This window comes from Falsibacillus pallidus (genome assembly GCF_003350505.1).
GTDB lineage: Bacteria > Bacillota > Bacilli > Bacillales > DSM-25281 > Falsibacillus > Falsibacillus pallidus.
Genome location: NZ_QQAY01000015.1, coordinates 1 through 17885 on the forward strand (window position 1 = coordinate 1; position 17885 = coordinate 17885).

At 42.0% G+C, this 17885-nt stretch carries 22 protein-coding genes and 1 pseudogene; 8 read left to right on the forward strand and 15 right to left on the reverse strand.

What is annotated here, in order from left to right; all coding sequences use genetic code 11:
• Positions 1–467: 467 nt before the first annotated feature.
• From DFR59_RS16195 to DFR59_RS16225, 7 genes are all read right to left on the reverse strand, one after another.
• Entirely contained in the window at positions 468–668 is a 201-nt protein-coding gene (locus DFR59_RS16195) for a cold-shock protein (RefSeq protein ID WP_114746713.1), read from the reverse strand.
• Between the two features lie 152 nt (positions 669–820).
• Positions 821–949 (reverse strand): Kelch repeat-containing protein, encoded by a 129-nt coding sequence (locus DFR59_RS20590; RefSeq protein ID WP_114746714.1) that lies wholly within the window; start codon positions 947–949, stop codon positions 821–823.
• On the reverse strand, positions 924–2432 hold the full coding sequence (locus DFR59_RS16205; protein WP_158538426.1) for a BMQ_0737 family morphogenetic spore coat protein: 1509 nt from the start codon (positions 2430–2432) through the stop codon (positions 924–926). Before DFR59_RS16205 ends, DFR59_RS20590 begins: the two co-directional genes overlap by 26 nt.
• Positions 2433–2569: 137 nt before the next feature.
• A complete protein-coding gene (locus tag DFR59_RS16210; RefSeq protein WP_114746716.1) occupies positions 2570–2818 on the reverse strand; it encodes a hypothetical protein in 249 nt (82 codons plus the stop codon).
• Positions 2799–3314 carry an RNA polymerase sigma factor gene (locus DFR59_RS16215; RefSeq protein WP_114746800.1) on the reverse strand — a complete coding sequence of 172 codons (516 nt, stop codon included), beginning with the start codon at positions 3312–3314 and terminating at the stop codon, positions 2799–2801. Before DFR59_RS16215 ends, DFR59_RS16210 begins: the two co-directional genes overlap by 20 nt.
• Positions 3315–3330: 16 nt before the next feature.
• The gene (locus DFR59_RS16220) at positions 3331–3702 is read right to left on the reverse strand and encodes a group-specific protein (protein WP_114746717.1); all 372 of its coding nucleotides are present in this window, start codon (positions 3700–3702) and stop codon (positions 3331–3333) included.
• A gap of 77 nt (positions 3703–3779) precedes the next feature.
• Positions 3780–4241 carry a GyrI-like domain-containing protein gene (locus tag DFR59_RS16225; protein ID WP_114746718.1) on the reverse strand — a complete coding sequence of 154 codons (462 nt, stop codon included), beginning with the start codon at positions 4239–4241 and terminating at the stop codon, positions 3780–3782.
• 149 nt (positions 4242–4390) lie between these two features.
• On the opposite strand from DFR59_RS16225, the gene DFR59_RS16230 reads away from it, so the two are divergent.
• The gene (locus DFR59_RS16230; RefSeq protein ID WP_114746719.1) at positions 4391–4912 is read left to right on the forward strand and encodes a P-loop nucleotide/nucleoside kinase family protein; all 522 of its coding nucleotides are present in this window, start codon (positions 4391–4393) and stop codon (positions 4910–4912) included.
• An 8-nt stretch (positions 4913–4920) separates the two neighbouring features.
• On the opposite strand, the gene DFR59_RS16235 is transcribed toward DFR59_RS16230, so the two are convergent.
• Entirely contained in the window at positions 4921–5115 is a 195-nt protein-coding gene (locus DFR59_RS16235; RefSeq protein ID WP_114746720.1) for a hypothetical protein, read from the reverse strand.
• A gap of 149 nt (positions 5116–5264) precedes the next feature.
• Here DFR59_RS16235 and DFR59_RS16240 point away from each other — a divergent pair, with 149 nt between their 5' ends.
• The 5 genes from DFR59_RS16240 to DFR59_RS16260 all read left to right on the forward strand — a co-directional run bounded on the left by DFR59_RS16240 (position 5265) and on the right by DFR59_RS16260 (position 10686).
• Positions 5265–6092, forward strand: coding sequence for a GNAT family N-acetyltransferase (locus DFR59_RS16240; protein WP_114746721.1), 828 nt, complete (start codon positions 5265–5267; stop codon positions 6090–6092).
• A gap of 54 nt (positions 6093–6146) precedes the next feature.
• Entirely contained in the window at positions 6147–6836 is a 690-nt protein-coding gene (locus tag DFR59_RS16245; RefSeq protein WP_114746722.1) for a response regulator transcription factor, read from the forward strand.
• Positions 6833–7840, forward strand: coding sequence for a sensor histidine kinase (locus DFR59_RS16250; protein ID WP_114746723.1), 1008 nt, complete (start codon positions 6833–6835; stop codon positions 7838–7840). The genes DFR59_RS16245 and DFR59_RS16250 overlap by 4 nt, the downstream gene beginning before the upstream one ends.
• A 148-nt stretch (positions 7841–7988) precedes the next feature.
• Entirely contained in the window at positions 7989–8750 is a 762-nt protein-coding gene (locus DFR59_RS16255) for an ABC transporter ATP-binding protein (RefSeq protein ID WP_114746724.1), read from the forward strand.
• Positions 8740–10686 carry an ABC transporter permease gene (locus tag DFR59_RS16260; protein WP_114746725.1) on the forward strand — a complete coding sequence of 649 codons (1947 nt, stop codon included), beginning with the start codon at positions 8740–8742 and terminating at the stop codon, positions 10684–10686. Before DFR59_RS16255 ends, DFR59_RS16260 begins: the two co-directional genes overlap by 11 nt.
• A gap of 38 nt (positions 10687–10724) precedes the next feature.
• Here DFR59_RS16260 and DFR59_RS16265 read toward each other — a convergent pair whose 3' ends face one another.
• The 6 genes from DFR59_RS16265 to DFR59_RS16290 all read right to left on the reverse strand — a co-directional run bounded on the left by DFR59_RS16265 (position 10725) and on the right by DFR59_RS16290 (position 15825).
• The gene (locus tag DFR59_RS16265) at positions 10725–11129 is read right to left on the reverse strand and encodes a VOC family protein (RefSeq protein ID WP_114746726.1); all 405 of its coding nucleotides are present in this window, start codon (positions 11127–11129) and stop codon (positions 10725–10727) included.
• A 197-nt stretch (positions 11130–11326) separates the two neighbouring features.
• Positions 11327–11638 carry a cytochrome o ubiquinol oxidase subunit IV gene (gene cyoD / locus DFR59_RS16270; protein ID WP_114746727.1) on the reverse strand — a complete coding sequence of 104 codons (312 nt, stop codon included), beginning with the start codon at positions 11636–11638 and terminating at the stop codon, positions 11327–11329.
• A 1-nt stretch (position 11639) separates the two neighbouring features.
• A complete protein-coding gene (gene cyoC, locus DFR59_RS16275; RefSeq protein WP_114746728.1) occupies positions 11640–12245 on the reverse strand; it encodes a cytochrome o ubiquinol oxidase subunit III in 606 nt (201 codons plus the stop codon).
• Positions 12245–14209 carry a cbb3-type cytochrome c oxidase subunit I gene (locus DFR59_RS16280; RefSeq protein ID WP_114746729.1) on the reverse strand — a complete coding sequence of 655 codons (1965 nt, stop codon included), beginning with the start codon at positions 14207–14209 and terminating at the stop codon, positions 12245–12247. The genes cyoC and DFR59_RS16280 overlap by 1 nt, the downstream gene beginning before the upstream one ends.
• Positions 14210–14226: 17 nt before the next feature.
• Complete coding sequence (locus DFR59_RS16285) at positions 14227–15183, reverse strand: ubiquinol oxidase subunit II (RefSeq protein ID WP_245948509.1); 957 nt, start codon at positions 15181–15183, stop codon at positions 14227–14229.
• 384 nt (positions 15184–15567) lie between these two features.
• Positions 15568–15825: a hypothetical protein gene (locus DFR59_RS16290; protein ID WP_114746730.1), complete on the reverse strand. Its 258-nt coding sequence runs from the start codon at positions 15823–15825 to the stop codon at positions 15568–15570.
• 242 nt (positions 15826–16067) lie between these two features.
• On the opposite strand from DFR59_RS16290, the gene DFR59_RS16295 reads away from it, so the two are divergent.
• Positions 16068–17048 (forward strand): DUF4003 family protein, encoded by a 981-nt coding sequence (locus tag DFR59_RS16295; RefSeq protein ID WP_114746731.1) that lies wholly within the window; start codon positions 16068–16070, stop codon positions 17046–17048.
• 41 nt (positions 17049–17089) lie between these two features.
• Here DFR59_RS16295 and DFR59_RS20595 read toward each other — a convergent pair.
• Positions 17090–17161, reverse strand: a pseudogene (locus DFR59_RS20595) (BBE domain-containing protein); the annotation flags it as partial.
• A gap of 146 nt (positions 17162–17307) precedes the next feature.
• On the opposite strand from DFR59_RS20595, the gene DFR59_RS16305 reads away from it, so the two are divergent.
• Entirely contained in the window at positions 17308–17868 is a 561-nt protein-coding gene (locus DFR59_RS16305; protein WP_114746732.1) for a GNAT family N-acetyltransferase, read from the forward strand.
• Positions 17869–17885 lie beyond the last annotated feature (17 nt).

The following is a 17885-nucleotide window of genomic DNA, read 5'->3' on the forward strand; positions in this document are numbered from 1 at the left end:
TCTGATCTTTCGCCACGTTTATACACGCCCTTTTTATAGTTGTATAGATTTAAACATGACGCCACTACCTGTGTCCACTTTTTATACTAACTTCAATAAGAGTTCGGTTTTCGCGCATAGACTGCTTGGGCCGGCGCATAGCGGGTGGTTTTTCGCGCATAGAACATGTAAGGCCGCGCATAGACAAACATTTTTCGCGCATAAAGCTCGTTGAGCATTGGCATCTGCCATGATTTCCATGCTATTGTTCCTCATTTGTCCATTACTAAAGACATTTTGCTCATTATTTCTTCACATTTTGTCCTTCCAGCAATGCAAAAGGGACATTTCATTCATTTTGAAGAGCCGATTTGTTCTCCAAGATCTTTGGAGAGACATCCCATTGCAATTTCAACAACATATCGTCCCATCGCTCCAAATTTCCACATAAAAAAAGACCCCCATAAGGGAGTCTTTTTAAAGGTTAATTAACCTTTGTTTACGTTAGCAGCTTGAGGTCCGCGAGCGCCTTGCTCAACGTCGAAAGTTACTTTTTGACCTTCTTCTAAAGTTTTGAAGCCATCGCCTTGAATTGCTGAGAAATGTACGAATACATCGTCTCCACCTTCAACTTCGATGAATCCGAAGCCTTTTTCTGCGTTAAACCATTTTACTGTACCTTGTTCCATGTGTGTTACCTCCTGCGTGGATTGAATCCACAATGTATTACTATTATTGCTCAATACGAATTCAAAGGCGAAAAAGACCGAACAAAAATAATTGTAGATTCATCATAACAGATGGTTTAGATAAATGCAACCCTCTTCCTCTCAAAAATAGGCTATAAAGAAACACACGGAAAGACGGCTCTTGAAACAGGCATGGAACTTACTGTTCTCCACGTATTGGTGGCTGGATTGTAAGCCTCTACTACGTTTAAATAGTTATTCGGAGGGATAAATCCGCCCATGACGAAAATTTCTGATCCACATGTACACGCTGCTGCCCCCCCATCTGGCTGTGGGCATTGGTGCACCTGTTGACCATGTATCGGTGGCAGGATCGTAAATATATACAGTGTCTACGGCAACGGCAGGATCTCCGGGATCATTAAGAAACGTATCTGGCGCTACAGGCTCATCTGGGTCTCTACCACCAAAGACATATATTTTACCTCCGAACGCCTCGGCTGCAACGAATGATAGAGGTTGAGGCAGCGGAGTTAGTGTGATCCATGTATTTGTCGCGGGATTAAAAGCATCATGATCTGCAAGATTCACCGATCCATTAAAGCCAGCAATTGCATGCAGCAGTCCATTCAACGTGACAACGGCAAGTTCCGACCTTGGAGTAGGAAGCGGCGTACCTAGTGACCAAGTGTTTGTCGCAGGGTTGAAAACTTCTACAGTGGCCAACACCCCTGCACCAGAACCATTCGTACCTCCCACGGTGTAAAACAATCCATTCAACACATCGCCTCCCAGTGAACCTCTTGGTACATTTGCGGTTGGGGCAGCCGTCCAAGTATCGGTTTCTGGATCATAAAACTCCGCAGTTGCCACACCTGTAAATGCGGAAGGCGAAAAACCGTGGCTAACGATCACTTTTCCATTTCTCAGTAGCCCTGCAGCCTGTGCTTCCCTGACACCAAGCATTGGAGATACTGTGGTCCATGAATCTGTTTGGCAAAAATACTCATCGACTTCATTAATGGCAGCACCAGCATTCTCTCCTCCAAATACCAGGATCCGTGTTGGAGTGCAGTTAAAGAAAACTTCTCCCGCTGTCAGGGAAAGTTTTATTTTTGCTTGAAGCGTTACCCAATCGTATACCTTTTCAGCACGGATGCAGGTATCCTCAAATACCTGAAGTTCCCTTTTGATTATTTCATCGTTTTGATTGGTATTCTCTGTTTCAGTCGATTGAAACACAACTGGACAGGACATAGGGATTCTTACGGGTGGGCACTGAGTCAGAATTTCATTTCTCGGGTTGCACAGCCCTGCTTGAACTTCAATCGTTGTATCTCCTGTTACTTTGATGGACTGGCAAATAGTCAAAAAGACAGAAAGCTGTCTGAGCGTATCTCCTGAACATTGAATGGTGGAAAAACAATTGAAGCTTGTCACCTTGCAATCAACGGTTGTACCTGTTGGTGCACAGAGCAGAACCTCTTCGTCAATATTAAACGGAATCGGCTCCGTCGTGCATGATCCATTGGCGCCGGTTACTTCCACTACTATATAGCCGCTTTTTAATAAATTGATTTTTTGTAATACCGCTGCAGTTCCATTCGGTATTCGAACGACGGTCTCTTTTCGTCCTGAAGGTTGTACAACTTCTTCACATCTAATGGAATTTTCATCTAAGGGATTGAGCCTTTGTCCTGTGGAATCAGTTAAATAGCAACTAATAGACAATGGCCCAATTAATTGACACGGATTAAGAGCCATTCTCTTCTCCCTTTCTTTCCTTTGGCTTACTATAAAATATGTGAAAATTCCACCTTTTGTGTTAGACGACTGCATCAATCAAACTCCATTTTCCGGGCAAAAAAAAGAATTCCTCGTGCACTTGAGGAAATCCTTTTTTAGAAAAATAATAATATCCCTTCAACAACGGACACAATAACCATGGCACCAAGCGGAAAAAGCTTCATGGAAAGGAAACCGTGCTTTTTGGATCCAATCCGCTCAAGAGGATTTTTCGCCGGCTGGGCAAGAAAATAAATCAGTCTGTCCCACTTGGAAGATTTTATGGTAAATTCCGGTACATGCACTTCATATTGGTCCAATTTCCTCTTCAGATCATGATCATTTTTAAATGGATTCTGCTCCATATCCGAAGTCCCCCAATTCTTTTTTTAATAGTTGAATGGCGCTGTGCAATCTGGATTTAACTGTCCCTTTCGGAACTCCAAGGATCTGGGCAATTTCGCCTTGGCTCAAATCATGATAGTAAAATAAGAGAACGACCGCCCGTTGAATTTCTGGAAGTTCGGCTACCGCAGCCTGGACAGCCATCCGGTCATCCTGCTGTATCGATTCCACTGGAGGTGGTGCAAGAAAAGGCAGGAGTGTCCTCCACTTCTTGCGCCGATTCAATTTCGTGACCATATGGTTGTAGGCAATTTGAAAAAGGTATGATTTTACCTTCCCTTTGCTTAAATCAAACCCATGCCGGCTGGACTGAATTTTCACAAAGACATCCTGAACGATATCGATGCTAAGCTGTTCATCTCTCGTGTAGCGGAACACAAAGCAATACAAAGGTTTTCTGAATGATTCATACAGGTGGGCCAGTGCCTCCGTGTCCCCGCTCTGGTAGGCGTACATCCATTCCTCTGCCCGCTCACTCAATGGAATCCCCCCATCTTGCTTTGATGGATTTCAGCGTATTTGAAATGCGGACAAGCAAATAGATTACTGAGATGAGCGTCCATACCTGTCCTTGGTTGGTGAAAAATTGGACATAGACATTCTCCCTGTCTTCCCCAAAGGAAATGAGCATATTTAAGACCTGTATACAGATAATCGAATAGATTGCCAGCCCCAATGTCAACGTATCAAACACATTCCACCGCAGGAATATCTTCGTCTTTTTATAATTGATTTTCCCGTTCTCTTTTACGATATATTTTTGATTCATCGGCAGCATGACCGCCATGATTAACCCAATGATTACAACCGTAACGATCAGCGAAACCATCCATCCCATCCCCATAGAAACACCTCATTTAATTTGTTTTTCATTAGCTATACAATCGGCATCGCAGAATGGTTCACTTTAATTTCAAAAAATTAATCTACCGGTATCCAGATATCCATTTCGTATTCATCTGTGTATTCTTTTCCAAAGAGCTGCAGTGGGACTACTTCGATCTCAGGGATTCCTTTTGTTATTGAATATCCATCCTGATCAAAAATCCCCCATATTTCACCATACGTTTCAGGGATCTCATGGGCACTCCCTCTATGTTTAAAAACAACATATTTATGAGCCGGGAAAATATGAACCGTCATCCCTTCCCCTATTTTCTTAAAATCCACTTGATCCAGTTCAACACCACACGTGTAAAAATAATCATTGCTGCGAGGAGGCAGGCAAACTCCAGTTATATGTCCAGGATTTTGGTCTACAAAAACTTTATACGCCTTCTTCCATAAATCAGGAATGGGATGGACCACATTACTGTTCCAAGTCCCTGGTGCACTGAAGCCCACTATCGTAAACGAATCTTTTTTCTTTTCTATAAAATCCATTTTTGAAGCCCCCTTTTTATTCAATTGTAATCGAGTAAATGGGGGTCATCCGGTCTTTTTATGCGATTTTACGGCAGGTACTCTCACTAAAGTGGAATATTATGGTTTAATAATGGTATTGATACCGCTTAAGAAGGGGGAGAATTGAATTGTTTTTTCTTCAAATGTCGGGCTTTCCAGGTTCGGGTAAATCCACTCTTGCAAGATTGATAGCAAAGGAAACAAGTGCTGTTATCGTCGACCATGATATTGTAAAGTCTGCCCTGTTGGAATCCATGAACGATAGTATCGAAGCAAAGGTTGCCGGGAAAATCTCTTACAATATCGACTGGTCATTAATAGATTTCCATCTCTCACAAGGACATAATGTGATCTTTGACAGTCCTTGCCTTTATTCAGAGATGGTTCAAAAAGGGTTGGACCTAACTGAAAAATACGGTGCTGAATACAAATATGTAGAATGTTTAGTAGACGATTTTCATCTCATAAATGAAAGATTGAAAACTCGCAATCGCAAAATCAGCCAAATAAAAGAAATTGCTTCCGAAGAAACTTTTTATCATGCCGTAGCAAGCAGCAAGAAACCATCTAATAAAGAATGCTTGGTTATTAATTCGGGACAGCCCATTGAAAATTATTTAGATGAAGTTCTAAAATATGTTTGCAAATAACCCGATCTTTACCGCTCCTCTTTTTGCGACTTCTGATATTTAAGAAATGCAATTCCATATAAAATGACGATAAGTACTCCTCCGATTAAAAAGACGTAAGACAGGAGCATCCTTCCATCCCTTTGGTGGTTATAGGCTTGAGAAAAGGCAATGATTGAGGTCAAAAAAGCCAACAGAGTCTCGGTCATTGTCAATTTTCGCATGAATAAGTCCCCTTTCAGGTTAAGGCGAAAACCAAATTTTTCAATATAGTATAATAGAAGCTTCTCTCTTTAAAAAGGAAATTCCTGCCCATGCAGCGAAGTTTATAGAGTTTAACGAATTCTATAAACAAAGCAGGTGCTAACTTTTTATGTTGACAAGCAAAAAACTGAAAGATATTGAAAAGCTGCAAAAAGAGTGTGAAGCCCACGATGGCATCCAACTAAAACTGAATTGGGAAATGCTGAAAGAACGGAATTCTGATCAGCTGGACTTTTTCTATTATGAAGGCGATGAACTCATTGGATTCCTTGGATTATATGGATTTGGTTCAACAGTGGAAGTCTGCGGGATGGTCAAACCATCTGAACGACGTAAAGGCCATTTCAAAAAGCTCTTCCATGATGGGATGGAATCAGTGAAAAACAACGGCTTTAAACGCATCCTTTTGAATACACCGGCTGGTTCTGCTTCTGGAAAATCATTTGTGAAAAGTGTCGGTGCGGAACATAAATTTTCCGAACATCAGATGAAATGGCAAGAGCAGCCCCTGAAAGAGACCGAGGGATTCACGCTTCGTCCGGCTGTGCCGGAAGACTTAGATGCAAGGGTGCACTTAAGCGTAACCGGTTTTGGAGTGAGCGAGGCAGATGCACGGGAAATGGAGTCAAGGACAAGCAATCGGGCAGACACCAAGGTCTATATGATTGACGTAAATGGCAGCACGATTGGTAAAATCCGAATATCTCTTGAAGAAGGCGGCAAGGAAGCCTGGATTTATGGTTTTGCCATTTCTCCCGAACAGCGCGGTAAAGGCATCGGGCGAAAAGTATTGAATAAAGTTGTCAACGATCACATTGCTGAAGGCAGATCTGTACACTTGGAAGTTGAAACGAAAAATGATCATGCACTTGGATTATATGAGTCTGTTGGCTTCAAAACCGTACATGCACAGGAGTATTATTCGTATTCGCTTTAACGAAATTGGCGTCTGCTTCAATTTGAGCAGACGCTTCAAAATGTGGTGAAATAAATGTTTAAACTATTAGTAATTGAAGATGACGCGACATTATTTAACGAGGTCAAAGACCGGCTATCCCAGTGGTCCTATGATGTCTTTGGCATCTCTGACTTCGGGAATGTCATGCAGGAATTTTCCGAAATCAAGCCTGACCTTGTCATCATTGATATTCAACTGCCTAAATTCGATGGCTTTCATTGGTGTCGGATGATTCGGTCGCATTCGAACGTCCCGATCCTTTTCCTTTCTTCCAGGGACCATCCCACTGATATGGTGATGTCCATGCAGCTCGGTGCAGATGACTTTGTCCAAAAGCCTTTTCACTTTGACGTGTTGATTGCAAAAATACAGGCCGTACTTCGCCGCGTTTATAATTACAATACAGAGGCAGTCAGCTTCAAAACATGGTGCGGCGCTGCGGTGGACTACGAACGGAATACGGTTTCAAATGACGAAGGATCTGTTGAATTGACGAAGAATGAAATGTTTATCTTAAAACTGTTGATTGATCAAAAGAATAAAATCGTGAGCCGGGACCATCTTATCAACAGTCTATGGGATGATAAGCGGTTCATCAGCGACAATACCTTGACTGTAAATGTAAACCGCCTCCGCAAGAGACTGGAGGAAATCGGTCTTGGGACCTTTATAGAAACAAAAGTGGGTCAAGGCTATATTGCCATCGAAGAGGAACCATCATGATCCGGAAATACATATGGGAAAGAAAAAGCTGGCTGCTATTCGTCATCGCAATGGAACTTCTTTTTATTTTTGTAGCCGTATTGGATGAAGCGATCCCTCTTTCTCCAATTTTGTATATGGTCTTCCTCTCTTCACTCTTGTTTATCATCTTTGTCGTCATTCGCTATCAGAGGGAAGTTAAGTTTTATCAAAAGCTTCAGGAATGGGACAACAATTTGAATGTAACCGATTTGGACTATCCAGTAGCACCCTTTGAAAAAATCGTGGCAGAGAGTCTTTCTAAACAAGCAGATTTATTAAAGGAGTCTTCATCTGATATCCGTACAGCGATGGAACAGGAAAAAGACGACTTGCTTTCCTGGATTCATGAGGTCAAAACCCCATTAACTGCGATGCACCTCATCATTGAACGAATGGAAGACAAAATGCTGAAATCCCAGTTGAAATATGAGTGGCTTAGAATCCACCTCCTGCTTGATCAGCAGCTTCATCAAAAAAGGATTACATTCATTGAAAATGACCTTTATATTGAAAAAGTTGATTTGGAATCGATTCTATTCGGTGAATTCAAAACGCTGCAATCCTGGTGCATCCAAAAGGGAATCGGATTTGACCTCGATTTAGTTGAAGCAGAAGTCCTTAGTGATGCCAAATGGCTTGCCTTCATCCTTCGCCAGCTGCTGACAAATGCCGTAAAATACAGCGAGGCTTCTGAAATTATGATTAAGAGCAGGATGGAAAACGAACGGACTATTTTAAGTATTCAAGATTTTGGGCGAGGCATCGAAGCAAAAGATTTGCCGCGTATTTTTGAAAGAGGCTTCACCTCAACTGTGGACCACCATGATAATGCATCGACCGGCATGGGACTATATTTGGCCAAGAAAGCTGCTGGACCATTGCTGATTGATATACAGGCAGGCTCGATTCGCGGGGAAGGCACAACCTTCTCCCTCGTATTCCCGCGGAAGAATGACTTTGTAGGAATCATGGAAGGCATCTGATTCGGGGAATTCAGAATGCACATTCAACCAAATGACACGGCGTGTGACAATAATGTCACATGCTTTTCTATTTTGTTCGTGGAATAAAAGGAAAAGGAAGTGGATGCTTTTTATAATAAAAGTATCAAATCAAAGGAGTTTTTCATTTATGACGATATTAGAAGCAGTAAAACTTCATAAAAGCTACGGGAACAAATGGAATAAACAAGAGGTATTAAAAGGCATTGATCTTACCATTCATGAAGGGGAGTTCGTTAGCATCATGGGAGCGTCTGGTTCCGGAAAAACAACACTTCTCAATGTTCTTTCCTCCATCGATAAAGTAAGCGAGGGCTCTATTAAGATTGAGAATAAGGAAATGACGAAAATGAAAGAGAAGCAGCTGGCTGAGTTTCGGAAGCATCATCTTGGTTTCATTTTTCAGGATTACAACTTGCTGGATACCCTCACGGTGAAGGAAAATATCCTGCTGCCGCTATCCATTTCCAAAACACCTAGAAAAGAAGCGGATTCGCGTTTCAATGAGTTGGCTGAGGAGCTGGGAATTCTTGAGTTAAAAGACAAATACCCAAATGAAATTTCCGGTGGACAGAAACAGCGTACTTCTGCTGCCAGAGCATTCATCCATAATCCAAGCATCATTTTTGCCGATGAGCCGACCGGTGCATTGGATTCTAAGTCAGCTTCGGATCTTTTGAATAAGCTTAAGTCTTTGAACAAAACACGCAAAGCTACCATCGTGATGGTGACGCATGATCCAGTTGCGGCGAGCTACTCGAGCCGGGTCATTTTCATTAAAGATGGCCAGATCTATACTCAATTGAACAAAGGCGATCAAGAACGCCAGCCATTCTTCCAAGACATCATTAAGACTCAAGGGGTGCTCGGCGGGGTGCAGCATGAACGTTAATCAGTTGATAATAAGGAATTTAAAAAAGAATCTGAAAAACTATTTCTTGTATGTTTTTGCTCTTATTTTCAGCGTCGGCTTATATTTTGCCTTTGTGACGCTGCAATATGATTCATCGATGGACTCCGTTAAAGGAACCATCAAAGGAGGAGCAGCCATCCGGGCAGCATCCATATTGCTGGTTGTCATCGTTTCTGTCTTCCTTCTCTATGCCAACACCCTCTTTATTAAACGGAGAAGCAAGGAGATCGGTTTATTCCAGCTGATTGGGATGACAAAAAATAAGATTTTCAGGATATTAACATTGGAGAATTTCATTCTTTATTTCGGCTCCATGATTGCCGGGATTCTTATTGGATTTTCATTTTCCAAACTGATCATTATGATTCTTTTCAAAGTAACAGGTGTTAAAGCAATTGCCACCCTTCACTTTTCAACACATGCTTTTTTTCAGACGGTGCTGGTGTTCTGCGGAATCTATATTTTGATCATGATCATGAATTTCATCTTTATTAAAAGGCAGAGCATCCTTTCCTTGTTCAGAGTGAGATCATCGACAGAGACTAAGGTTAAAAAGATGTCGATCTGGGGTATCATCATTGGGGTTATCGGGATTCTTCTCGTTGCGGCAGGATACTATATTTCTTCGAAGCTATTCAGCGGCGACTATACAACAATGCCAGAGCTATACGGAGCCATGATATTTATTCTTGGATCTGTCATTATAGGAACCTACCTTTTCTACAAAGGATCTGTCAGCTTTATCTTCAACATGATCCGCAAGCAGAAAAAAGGCTACTTGAATATTAATGAGGTGCTGTCGCTTTCGTCCATCATGTTCAAAATGAAATCCAATGCCCTTCTGCTCACAATCATCACAACGGTTTCTGCACTGGCGATAGGGTTATTGTCTTTGAGCTATATTGGATACTATTCAGCTGAAAAAACAGCTAAAAATCAGGTGCCGACTGACTTCTCACTCACAGATGAAAAGAGTTTCGATAGATTTACAGATGCATTGGAGAAGAACCAAATTCCATACAGCCAAAAGAGAATTGATGTCATTCAAGTACTTTTAGATGTTGACAAGCTCACCGATTCTGATTTTGCCGCTCTTAACGCCAGCATGGACGCCATGCCTACTTCGGCCATCAGCGAAAAGTCCGTAAAAGGTGTAAATGTTGCTAAGGATGAATTAGTTCTAACCGGATACAGCGACCTGCTTGGAAAAGTTATGCCATTGGTGGAGTCCGGAAAGACAGAATTAAAAAGCAAAACTAGCACATACAAACTGGACTATCTGGGATTAAGGGATGAATATCCTATCTCCAGATTTTATACTGGCGGAGGGTCTCCTGTCGCAATTCTTGATGATTCCCTCTTCCAACAGTTAAAAAAAGAGATGGATCCTTCTATTCAAAAGAAATCGAACACCTATATCGGGGTGACCATCGACAATCCTGACCAGCTTGTAAAAGCCAATAAAATCTTCCACAAACTAGGTTTGGATGTAGCATGGATGAATGACTCCCAGCTTGATATCAAGGACGAACAGAAAAGAAACATCGGTTTAATCATGTTCATCGTTGGATTCCTTGGACTCACTTTCTTGATTACATCAGGCTGCATCCTCTACTTTAAGCAGATGGATGAAAGCGAAGAAGAAAAGCCGAACTATACCATCCTTCGCAAGCTTGGGTTTACTCAAAGTGACTTAATCAAGGGCATTCGCAGCAAGCAGCTATTCAACTTCGGGATCCCATTGATTATCGGACTTCTTCACAGCTACTTTGCGGTTCAATCCGGATGGTTCTTATTCGGTGCGGAAGTCTGGACGCCGATGATTATCGTTATGGTGCTTTATACGGCCTTGTATTCCATCTTTGGAATGCTGTCTGTCGTCTATTACAAGAAAGTTATCAAGGAAGCATTATAAAAATAGCGGGCCATTTCGGCTCGCTATTTTTGGGATGCTTACATCACTGTAAACATCCACGTATGACCATACTTGTCTTTCACGGAGCCGTGGAGTTTGGCGAAGAAAGTTGCTTGAAGGTCCATATGTACGTGGCCTTCTTCTTTCAGCAGATTCCACGCATGCAATGCTTTTTCTTCTGAATTGAGTTCCACACTGATGGCAAAATTATCTCCACTAGTTTGCTCCCTCTGTGAATCAGATCCCATGATATAACCATTTTCAGCTAGTTTCAGCTGAGCATGCAGCACGAGGCTTTTATCCTCTTCTGCTACCGGAAAATTAGGGTTCGGCGGCATATCTCCATATTTTTGAAATTCGATAATTTCTCCCCCAAATGCTTCCTCATACAATTTGAATGCTTCTTCACAGCTGCGGTCAAACATCAAATATGGTTTAATCATTGCATTTACCCCTTTGCTTCAATATTTTTGTATAACTTCACTATACGCGAACAAATGTTCTATTGCAAGGATATTTTTTCCTGTTTTTTAGTATGTACATAAAAATTATGCTCCCATACTTCCTAATCAAACGTTTAAATAATAAAGAAAAAACGGGGAGTGACAGTCACTCCCCGATTTTTGTCGAACGTATTTTATTATGCTACCTGCGCATTGAAGGTCATGATCCACATGGATCCTGCGACAATGACGAAAACGATGAATAATCCTAAAATCAATGCCCAAACATTATATCTTGGCTTATCCCCATCTTTTTCTCTGATGTGCATGAAGAAGAATAGTTGAACCAAGAGCTGCAGGACTGCCATTGCAACGATTGATACGATCAATGTTGTTCCGCTGATCACATGCTTTAGCGTAAGGACCAATGGGATGATCGTCAATATGATGGATAGGATGAAGCCGATGACATAAGATTTGACTGAACCGTGTGATTCTTGATGAGACATCTTACATCACCCCCATAAGATAAACGATTGTAAGCAAGAAGATCCAAACGACATCAAGGAAATGCCAGTACAATGAAACAAGAGTTACTTTTCTTGTTGTCAATGCATTGATGCCATTTCGCTTCAACTGAATCATGATGGCTGTCATCCAGCAAAGACCGACTGAAACGTGGAGTCCATGTGTTCCAACGAGTGTAAAGAACGCCGTTAGGAATGCACTTCGGGAAATTGTAGCACCTTCAGATACCATATTGGCGAATTCAGAGACCTCAAAGCCGATGAATCCCAATCCAAGAAGGGCAGTGACAACCAGCCATCCGATCAGCTGATTGACTTTTCCTTTGTTCAATGCAAGCGTTGCAAGTCCACTTGTGAAACTACTTGTTAACAATAGGAATGTTTCTGTGATATAGCCTGGTGCTTCAAATAATTCTTTTCCAGTCGGGCCTCCGTCAAAATGTGAACGGAGGACCATGAATGTAGCAAATATTGTTCCGAATAAGATAACGTCTGATACCAGGAAGAGCCAGAATCCAAGGACGCTTAAATCCTCATGATGTTCGTGTTCTTCATGATGGTCATTTGTATGAGAAATGGCTTGAGACATTATACCAACCTCCCAAACTTAGCTTCTGTTTCCTTGATTTCTTCTACAGGAATGTAGTAATCAAGTTTTTTCGTGAAGGAACGTGCAAGCATGCTGCCTGCAACTCCAAGCAATCCAACGACAATCATCCATGTCCATCCGAAAGTGAATCCAAATCCGGCAATGAACCAGAACCAGGACATGATGAACGGAATTCCTGAATTCCTTGGCATATGGATCGGCTTAATTTCACTTTCTTTTGTCATTGGTACGATGCCTTCTTTTTTCATTCTCCAGAAATCATCTTGACCTTTGACAATTGGTTCTATTGCAAAGTTATATTCAGGTGCTGGAGATGGAATCGTCCATTCCAATGTGTGGCCATCCCAAGGATCGCCTGTTGTATCGCGTTCTCCGTACTTGATGCTGTATAGGATCTGCCATACTTGGAAGATGAACCCGATTCCCATCAATACGGCACCGATGGAAGAGATTAGGTTCAATGGACCCCAGCCCATGTCCCAGCCATAAGTGTACACGCGGCGTGTCATACCCATGAAGCCAAGAGCGTACTGAGGCATGAAGCATACGTAGAATCCGATATTCCAAAGCCAGAAAGCCCAAAGGCCTAATTTAACATTCAGCTTGAAGCCGAACATTTTTGGCCACCAGTAGTAAATACCTGCAAGGTAGCCGAACACTACACCACCGATAAGAACCTGGTGGAAGTGGGCGATCAAGAAGTAGCTGTTGTGATATTGATAATCCGCTGGTGCCACGGCAAGCATGACACCTGTTGCTCCCCCGATAAGGAACGTCGGGATGAAACCAAGCGTCCAGAGCATCGGCTGTTCGATGCGGATGCGTCCGCGGAACATAGTAAATAGCCAGTTAAAGACTTTAACACCTGTAGGGATGGCAATGGCCATAGTCGTAATCGCAAAGAATGCATTGACGTTGGCGCTTGCTCCCATCGTAAAGAAGTGATGGACCCAAGTGAAATAAGACAAGATACTGATGATCATCAAAGAGAAGACCATTGATTTGTAACCGAAAATTCTTTTCTTAGAGAATACACTTACAACCTCTGAGAATACACCAAATGCCGGAAGGACAACGATGTAAACCTCAGGATGTCCCCACATCCAGATCAAGTTGACATACATCATCGGGTTTCCGCCATGAAGCATTGTGAAGAAGTGTCCACCGGCAAAACGGTCGATGAATAGTAGTGCCAATGTAACTGTCAATACAGGGAATGCGATAATGATTGTTACACAGCTTGCAAATACAGACCATGTAAATAAAGGCATTTGCATCATCTTCATGCCTTTTGCACGCATTTTTAAGATTGTCACAACAAAGTTGATACCGGAAGCCAAACTACCTACACCGGAAAGCTGAATGCCCCAAATATAGAAGTTCTCTCCCACACCCGGGCTGCCTGAAAGCTCAGACAATGGCGGGTACGCAAGCCATCCTGCATCCGGGGATCCCCCGATTACGAATGACAAGTTGAATAGCATCGCACCTACGAAGAACATCCAGAAACTGAATGCATTCAAGAATGGATACGCAACGTCGCGTGCACCGATTTGAAGTGGTACAGCGATGTTAAATAAACCGAACATCATTGGCATCGCCATGAAAAGAATCATGATCGTACCGTGTGTTGTAAAGATTTCATTGTAATGCTCCGATTGCAGGAAATGCACATTCGGCAGTGCAAGCTGTGCCCTCATGAGAAGGGCGTCAACTCCGCCGCGGAAAAGCATCAATAATGATGCAATGATATACATGATACCGATTTTCTTATGGTCAACAGTCGTCAACCATTCACGCCAAAGCCATCCCCATTTTTTGAAATAGGTTAGCACGAAGAAGATGGCAACCATGGACAAACCGATGGAAACATCTGCTCCGTAGATCAAAGGATCTCCTGTTACAAAGAAATGAGAGGCAAAGTCTTTTATTTTATCGATCATTCTGTCTTCCTCCCCCTCTAGTTATGATCCATGTCCATCTCGGACATATCGCTCATATCTTCCATATCTTTCATTTCATGGAATTGGCTGTCGTCTTTTTTCTTGTCGTTCATTTTCATGTACTGACCGCCATTCTTATTAAGCACTTTTTTGAAGTGGTCTTTCGGATATGATGAGAAGTATTTAACATCTGATAATCCTTTTTTCTTCAAATTAGCGTAAGTATCTGTTGTCATAGCAGGCGACGTTTTCTTGACTTTCTCTACCCACTTATTGAAATCTGCCTGCGGTTTCGCAACCACATCAAATCTCATATGGGCAAATCCTTTACCTGTAAAGTTCGCTCCGCTTCCGAAGTACGTACCAGGCTCATCCGCTTGAAGCCAGAGTCTCATAGCCATACCAGGCATTGTATACTCCTGTCCGCCAAGCTGTGGAACCCAGAATGAGTTCATCGGGCCGTCAGCCATCAATTCAAATTGAACTGGCACCCCTGCTGGAATTTCAACATGGTTGACTGTCGCAATTCCTTGTTCAGGATATTCAAACAGCCATTTCCAATCCAACGATGTTACCTGGATTGTGATTGGTTTGGCATTTTGTACAGGCGGTTTTGTCAAAGTATGGATGCCTTTAACTGTGAACACACCCAAAATTGCGATAATGACAATCGGAATTCCCCACCAAATTACCTCCAGGGTTTTGCTGTCATCCCAATCCGGTTGATAAGGAGCCTTGTTGCCCGGCTTATCACGGTATCGGAGGATAATATATACGAGAATCCCCAGTACAGGAATAACGACAATTGCGCAAAGAACTACCGATAAAATAATTAGTTTTAATTCCGTGTGGCCAACCGGCCCTTTCGGATCCAATACAATCATCGAGCTGCTGTCACAGCCAGACAAAAGCAATGCGGTCGCTGCTGCAAGTAAAGCAACTTTTATTCCATTGAGCAAACCACGTTTTTTCAATGCAAGTCATCTCCTCTTAAACACCCGCTCAATAAAATAGTGTTTTTGTGTAATTTACAAACTATCGATTGTGATACTATCTTACTCCTTTCTGAGGTGTTTTTGGGATGGAAATTTGTGATGTTAACGAAAATGACAAATTTTCATTAATAAAGTGTTCAAAAAGATGTCACTATATTGTAATAATTTTCAATGTCAACCATATTTATTTTGGGAAGGATACGTCTGGAAAGATTATTGACTGAAATTTTCTATATTTCGGATAGTTTAGGAGGCGGTTTTACAGGGGATTTGGATGTATATTTTAAGAAACCATTCCAATGCACACAAAAAGACACATGGATCTGCTTATCCACGTGTCTTTTGTTTTTTCTCTATAATTTTTTATACCTGAGAAGGGTTCATATTATCCAATACATCTTCTCTTACCTTTTCTTGTTTCGGATGCTGCTGCATGGATTGGAAGGCAGCCCCGATAATCATCGTTTGAACACCGCCGACAATAAAGCCTATAGAAACCATTAAGTAGATGTTTTTATCACTAAAATCATACATTGTAACTGCCGTGGCTAGAATACCGAAGAAAAAGGAAAATACCCCAAAACGCTGCAACAACATTGATGGTGTAAACATCTTTTTCACAATAATCACTCCATTTTTAGTAATGAAAGAATTTTCTTACTATTATGATAACACAAAATAGACAAAAAGTGTTCATAATTTGTTCGAAATTTACCCATAATTTGTACAAATTTATTTTTTTCTTCCAAAACGTCTTCTTATTAGTAGTATACCCACTTGACGTAGGGCTAAATCATATCGAGATGAAACCTTTTCTTTATCCATCCGTAGAATTGTCATAACCCTTTAAAAAGGACGTGTAGATGATGAATCAAGCGATGCATAAATTTGAAGCGTACCAAGAGATCTTTCATGAGTTGAAAACGAAGTATAAATGGAGCTTTTCCGACAATCGAATTTTAATGATGGCTGCTTCTCTGTATGTTGCGAACGAGAAAGAGTTCAATTTGAAGCGATATGATGAAATTGTGGAGTATATCAAAGGAGAAGTCGGTTTGTTTTCCACTTTAAAAGGAAACGATCGCTTTACATTTGCGGCGATGCTGGATACGAAATTTGATGATTCGAAAGCTGCTTTCAAGGAATTCATTCAAACTTATGATTCCGTCATCGAAGCTGGTTTTCACCGGAGCACCTTCAGCTATATCGCGGCGATGGTTGCATTGACAGGAGAAAAAGATGCCAGTGATGCGATTCCCCGCTCTTATGACATTTATAAAAGCATGAAAAGCAACCACTTCTTCTTCACGGGCATGGATGACTACCCACTGGCCATGCTCCTTGCTCAAAGGGAGCTGGAGAAGGATGCAATGATGGCAGAAATCGAATCCTTCTACCAAAAACTGAATGAAGCGGGCTTCAGAAAGAGCAATGAACTGCAAAGCATGAGCCATATCCTTTCCCTTGAAGGCAAGACAAATCCGGATACGCTTGTGAGCAGATGCCAAGAGATGTTCTCTTTAATGAAGGAAAGCGGACTCAAGCCGAAAGCTATGCATTACCCTCATATCGCACTTCTGGCATTCTTGGATCAGGCGAAAGTCAATCTGCATCAAGTAGTGGATATCTTTGACCAGCTCAATGCAGAAAAAGATTTCAAATGGCAAAAGGATTTTAATCTTGTTATGGCCATCCAACTGCTGATTGCAGAAAAAGTTGGAGAGTCCACTGTTCTTTCAACGGCCCTTCATTCCACAATTCAAGCCCTGATCCAGGCACAGCAGGCTGCATGCATTGCAGCAGTGTCAGGAGCAACGGCGGCTGCATCTACAGCGGGTGCATAATTCAAAAAAAGCCTGATGAAGAGTCAGGCTTTTTCCTATTATTATCGTATTGCCTGCGGGAACCGGAACACATTGTAAGGGTCATACTTCTTATTAATCCGGTTCAGCCTTCCTGCATTCTGGCCTCCCCTCCTCTAATTGCTGCTACTTTCATTCATATTCCTGCATTCCCATCCTTACGCATGACTGCTTGTGACATTATGAAAGGATGAGTCATGTTATTCTAGATATTAAGAATAAAGAATGAGGAGTTTTACAGATGACCATTCGAAAAGCACTCAAAAAGGACAGCCAACAGGCAGCCGTTCTCATATACGATGCCATTCATGATATCGGGGAGGCTTTGACGGGGGAAACCGACCCAGACAAAATACTGCAGCAGCTTGCAGCGTTTTTTCAGAGTGAAGGCAACAGGCTCAGCTTCGAAAACAGTTATGTAAAAGTTGAGGATGGAGAAGTTGTCGGAATCATCATTTTGTATCATGGAAAAGACGCGGAGAAACTGGAGGAGCCGATAATCGCGCATTTACAGAGCAAATTTGGGGATGAAGGTGTAGATACAGATAAAGAGGCAGATTTGGAGGATTTTTATATAGATACTTTAAGTGTGTCTCCTGAGCATGGCGGACGGGGAATCGGGACTGCACTTATCGAATGCGCCTTGTTGGAAGCCAAAGAGCGCGGCTATCCTACCGTATCCCTTAACGTTGAAGAAGAAAACACGGGTGCCATGCGTTTATATTCGCGGCTTGGTTTCCGGGTGAGGAAAACTATCATGATTAATGGAAAGAACTATCATTATCTGGTTAGGGGAATTTAGATGGGGCTTGATTGGGG

What these genes read in the sequence shown, in the direction of transcription:
- DFR59_RS16195 (WP_114746713.1), bottom strand. Translation starts at nt 668, where the DNA reads ATGGAACAAGGTACAGTAAAATGGTTTAACGCAGAAAAAGGCTTCGGA.
- DFR59_RS20590 (WP_114746714.1), bottom strand. Translation starts at nt 949, where the DNA reads ATGGGCGGATTTATCCCTCCGAATAACTATTTAAACGTAGTAGAGGCT.
- DFR59_RS16205 (WP_158538426.1), bottom strand. Translation starts at nt 2,432, where the DNA reads ATGGCTCTTAATCCGTGTCAATTAATTGGGCCATTGTCTATTAGTTGC.
- DFR59_RS16210 (WP_114746716.1), bottom strand. Translation starts at nt 2,818, where the DNA reads ATGGAGCAGAATCCATTTAAAAATGATCATGATCTGAAGAGGAAATTG.
- DFR59_RS16215 (WP_114746800.1), bottom strand. Translation starts at nt 3,314, where the DNA reads ATGTACGCCTACCAGAGCGGGGACACGGAGGCACTGGCCCACCTGTAT.
- DFR59_RS16220 (WP_114746717.1), bottom strand. Translation starts at nt 3,702, where the DNA reads ATGGGGATGGGATGGATGGTTTCGCTGATCGTTACGGTTGTAATCATT.
- DFR59_RS16225 (WP_114746718.1), bottom strand. Translation starts at nt 4,241, where the DNA reads ATGGATTTTATAGAAAAGAAAAAAGATTCGTTTACGATAGTGGGCTTC.
- DFR59_RS16235 (WP_114746720.1), bottom strand. Translation starts at nt 5,115, where the DNA reads ATGCGAAAATTGACAATGACCGAGACTCTGTTGGCTTTTTTGACCTCA.
- DFR59_RS16240 (WP_114746721.1), top strand. Translation starts at nt 5,265, where the DNA reads ATGTTGACAAGCAAAAAACTGAAAGATATTGAAAAGCTGCAAAAAGAG.
- DFR59_RS16245 (WP_114746722.1), top strand. Translation starts at nt 6,147, where the DNA reads ATGTTTAAACTATTAGTAATTGAAGATGACGCGACATTATTTAACGAG.
- DFR59_RS16250 (WP_114746723.1), top strand. Translation starts at nt 6,833, where the DNA reads ATGATCCGGAAATACATATGGGAAAGAAAAAGCTGGCTGCTATTCGTC.
- DFR59_RS16255 (WP_114746724.1), top strand. Translation starts at nt 7,989, where the DNA reads ATGACGATATTAGAAGCAGTAAAACTTCATAAAAGCTACGGGAACAAA.
- DFR59_RS16260 (WP_114746725.1), top strand. Translation starts at nt 8,740, where the DNA reads ATGAACGTTAATCAGTTGATAATAAGGAATTTAAAAAAGAATCTGAAA.
- DFR59_RS16265 (WP_114746726.1), bottom strand. Translation starts at nt 11,129, where the DNA reads ATGATTAAACCATATTTGATGTTTGACCGCAGCTGTGAAGAAGCATTC.
- cyoD (WP_114746727.1), bottom strand. Translation starts at nt 11,638, where the DNA reads ATGTCTCATCAAGAATCACACGGTTCAGTCAAATCTTATGTCATCGGC.
- cyoC (WP_114746728.1), bottom strand. Translation starts at nt 12,245, where the DNA reads ATGTCTCAAGCCATTTCTCATACAAATGACCATCATGAAGAACACGAA.
- DFR59_RS16280 (WP_114746729.1), bottom strand. Translation starts at nt 14,209, where the DNA reads ATGATCGATAAAATAAAAGACTTTGCCTCTCATTTCTTTGTAACAGGA.
- DFR59_RS16295 (WP_114746731.1), top strand. Translation starts at nt 16,068, where the DNA reads ATGATGAATCAAGCGATGCATAAATTTGAAGCGTACCAAGAGATCTTT.
- DFR59_RS16305 (WP_114746732.1), top strand. Translation starts at nt 17,308, where the DNA reads ATGACCATTCGAAAAGCACTCAAAAAGGACAGCCAACAGGCAGCCGTT.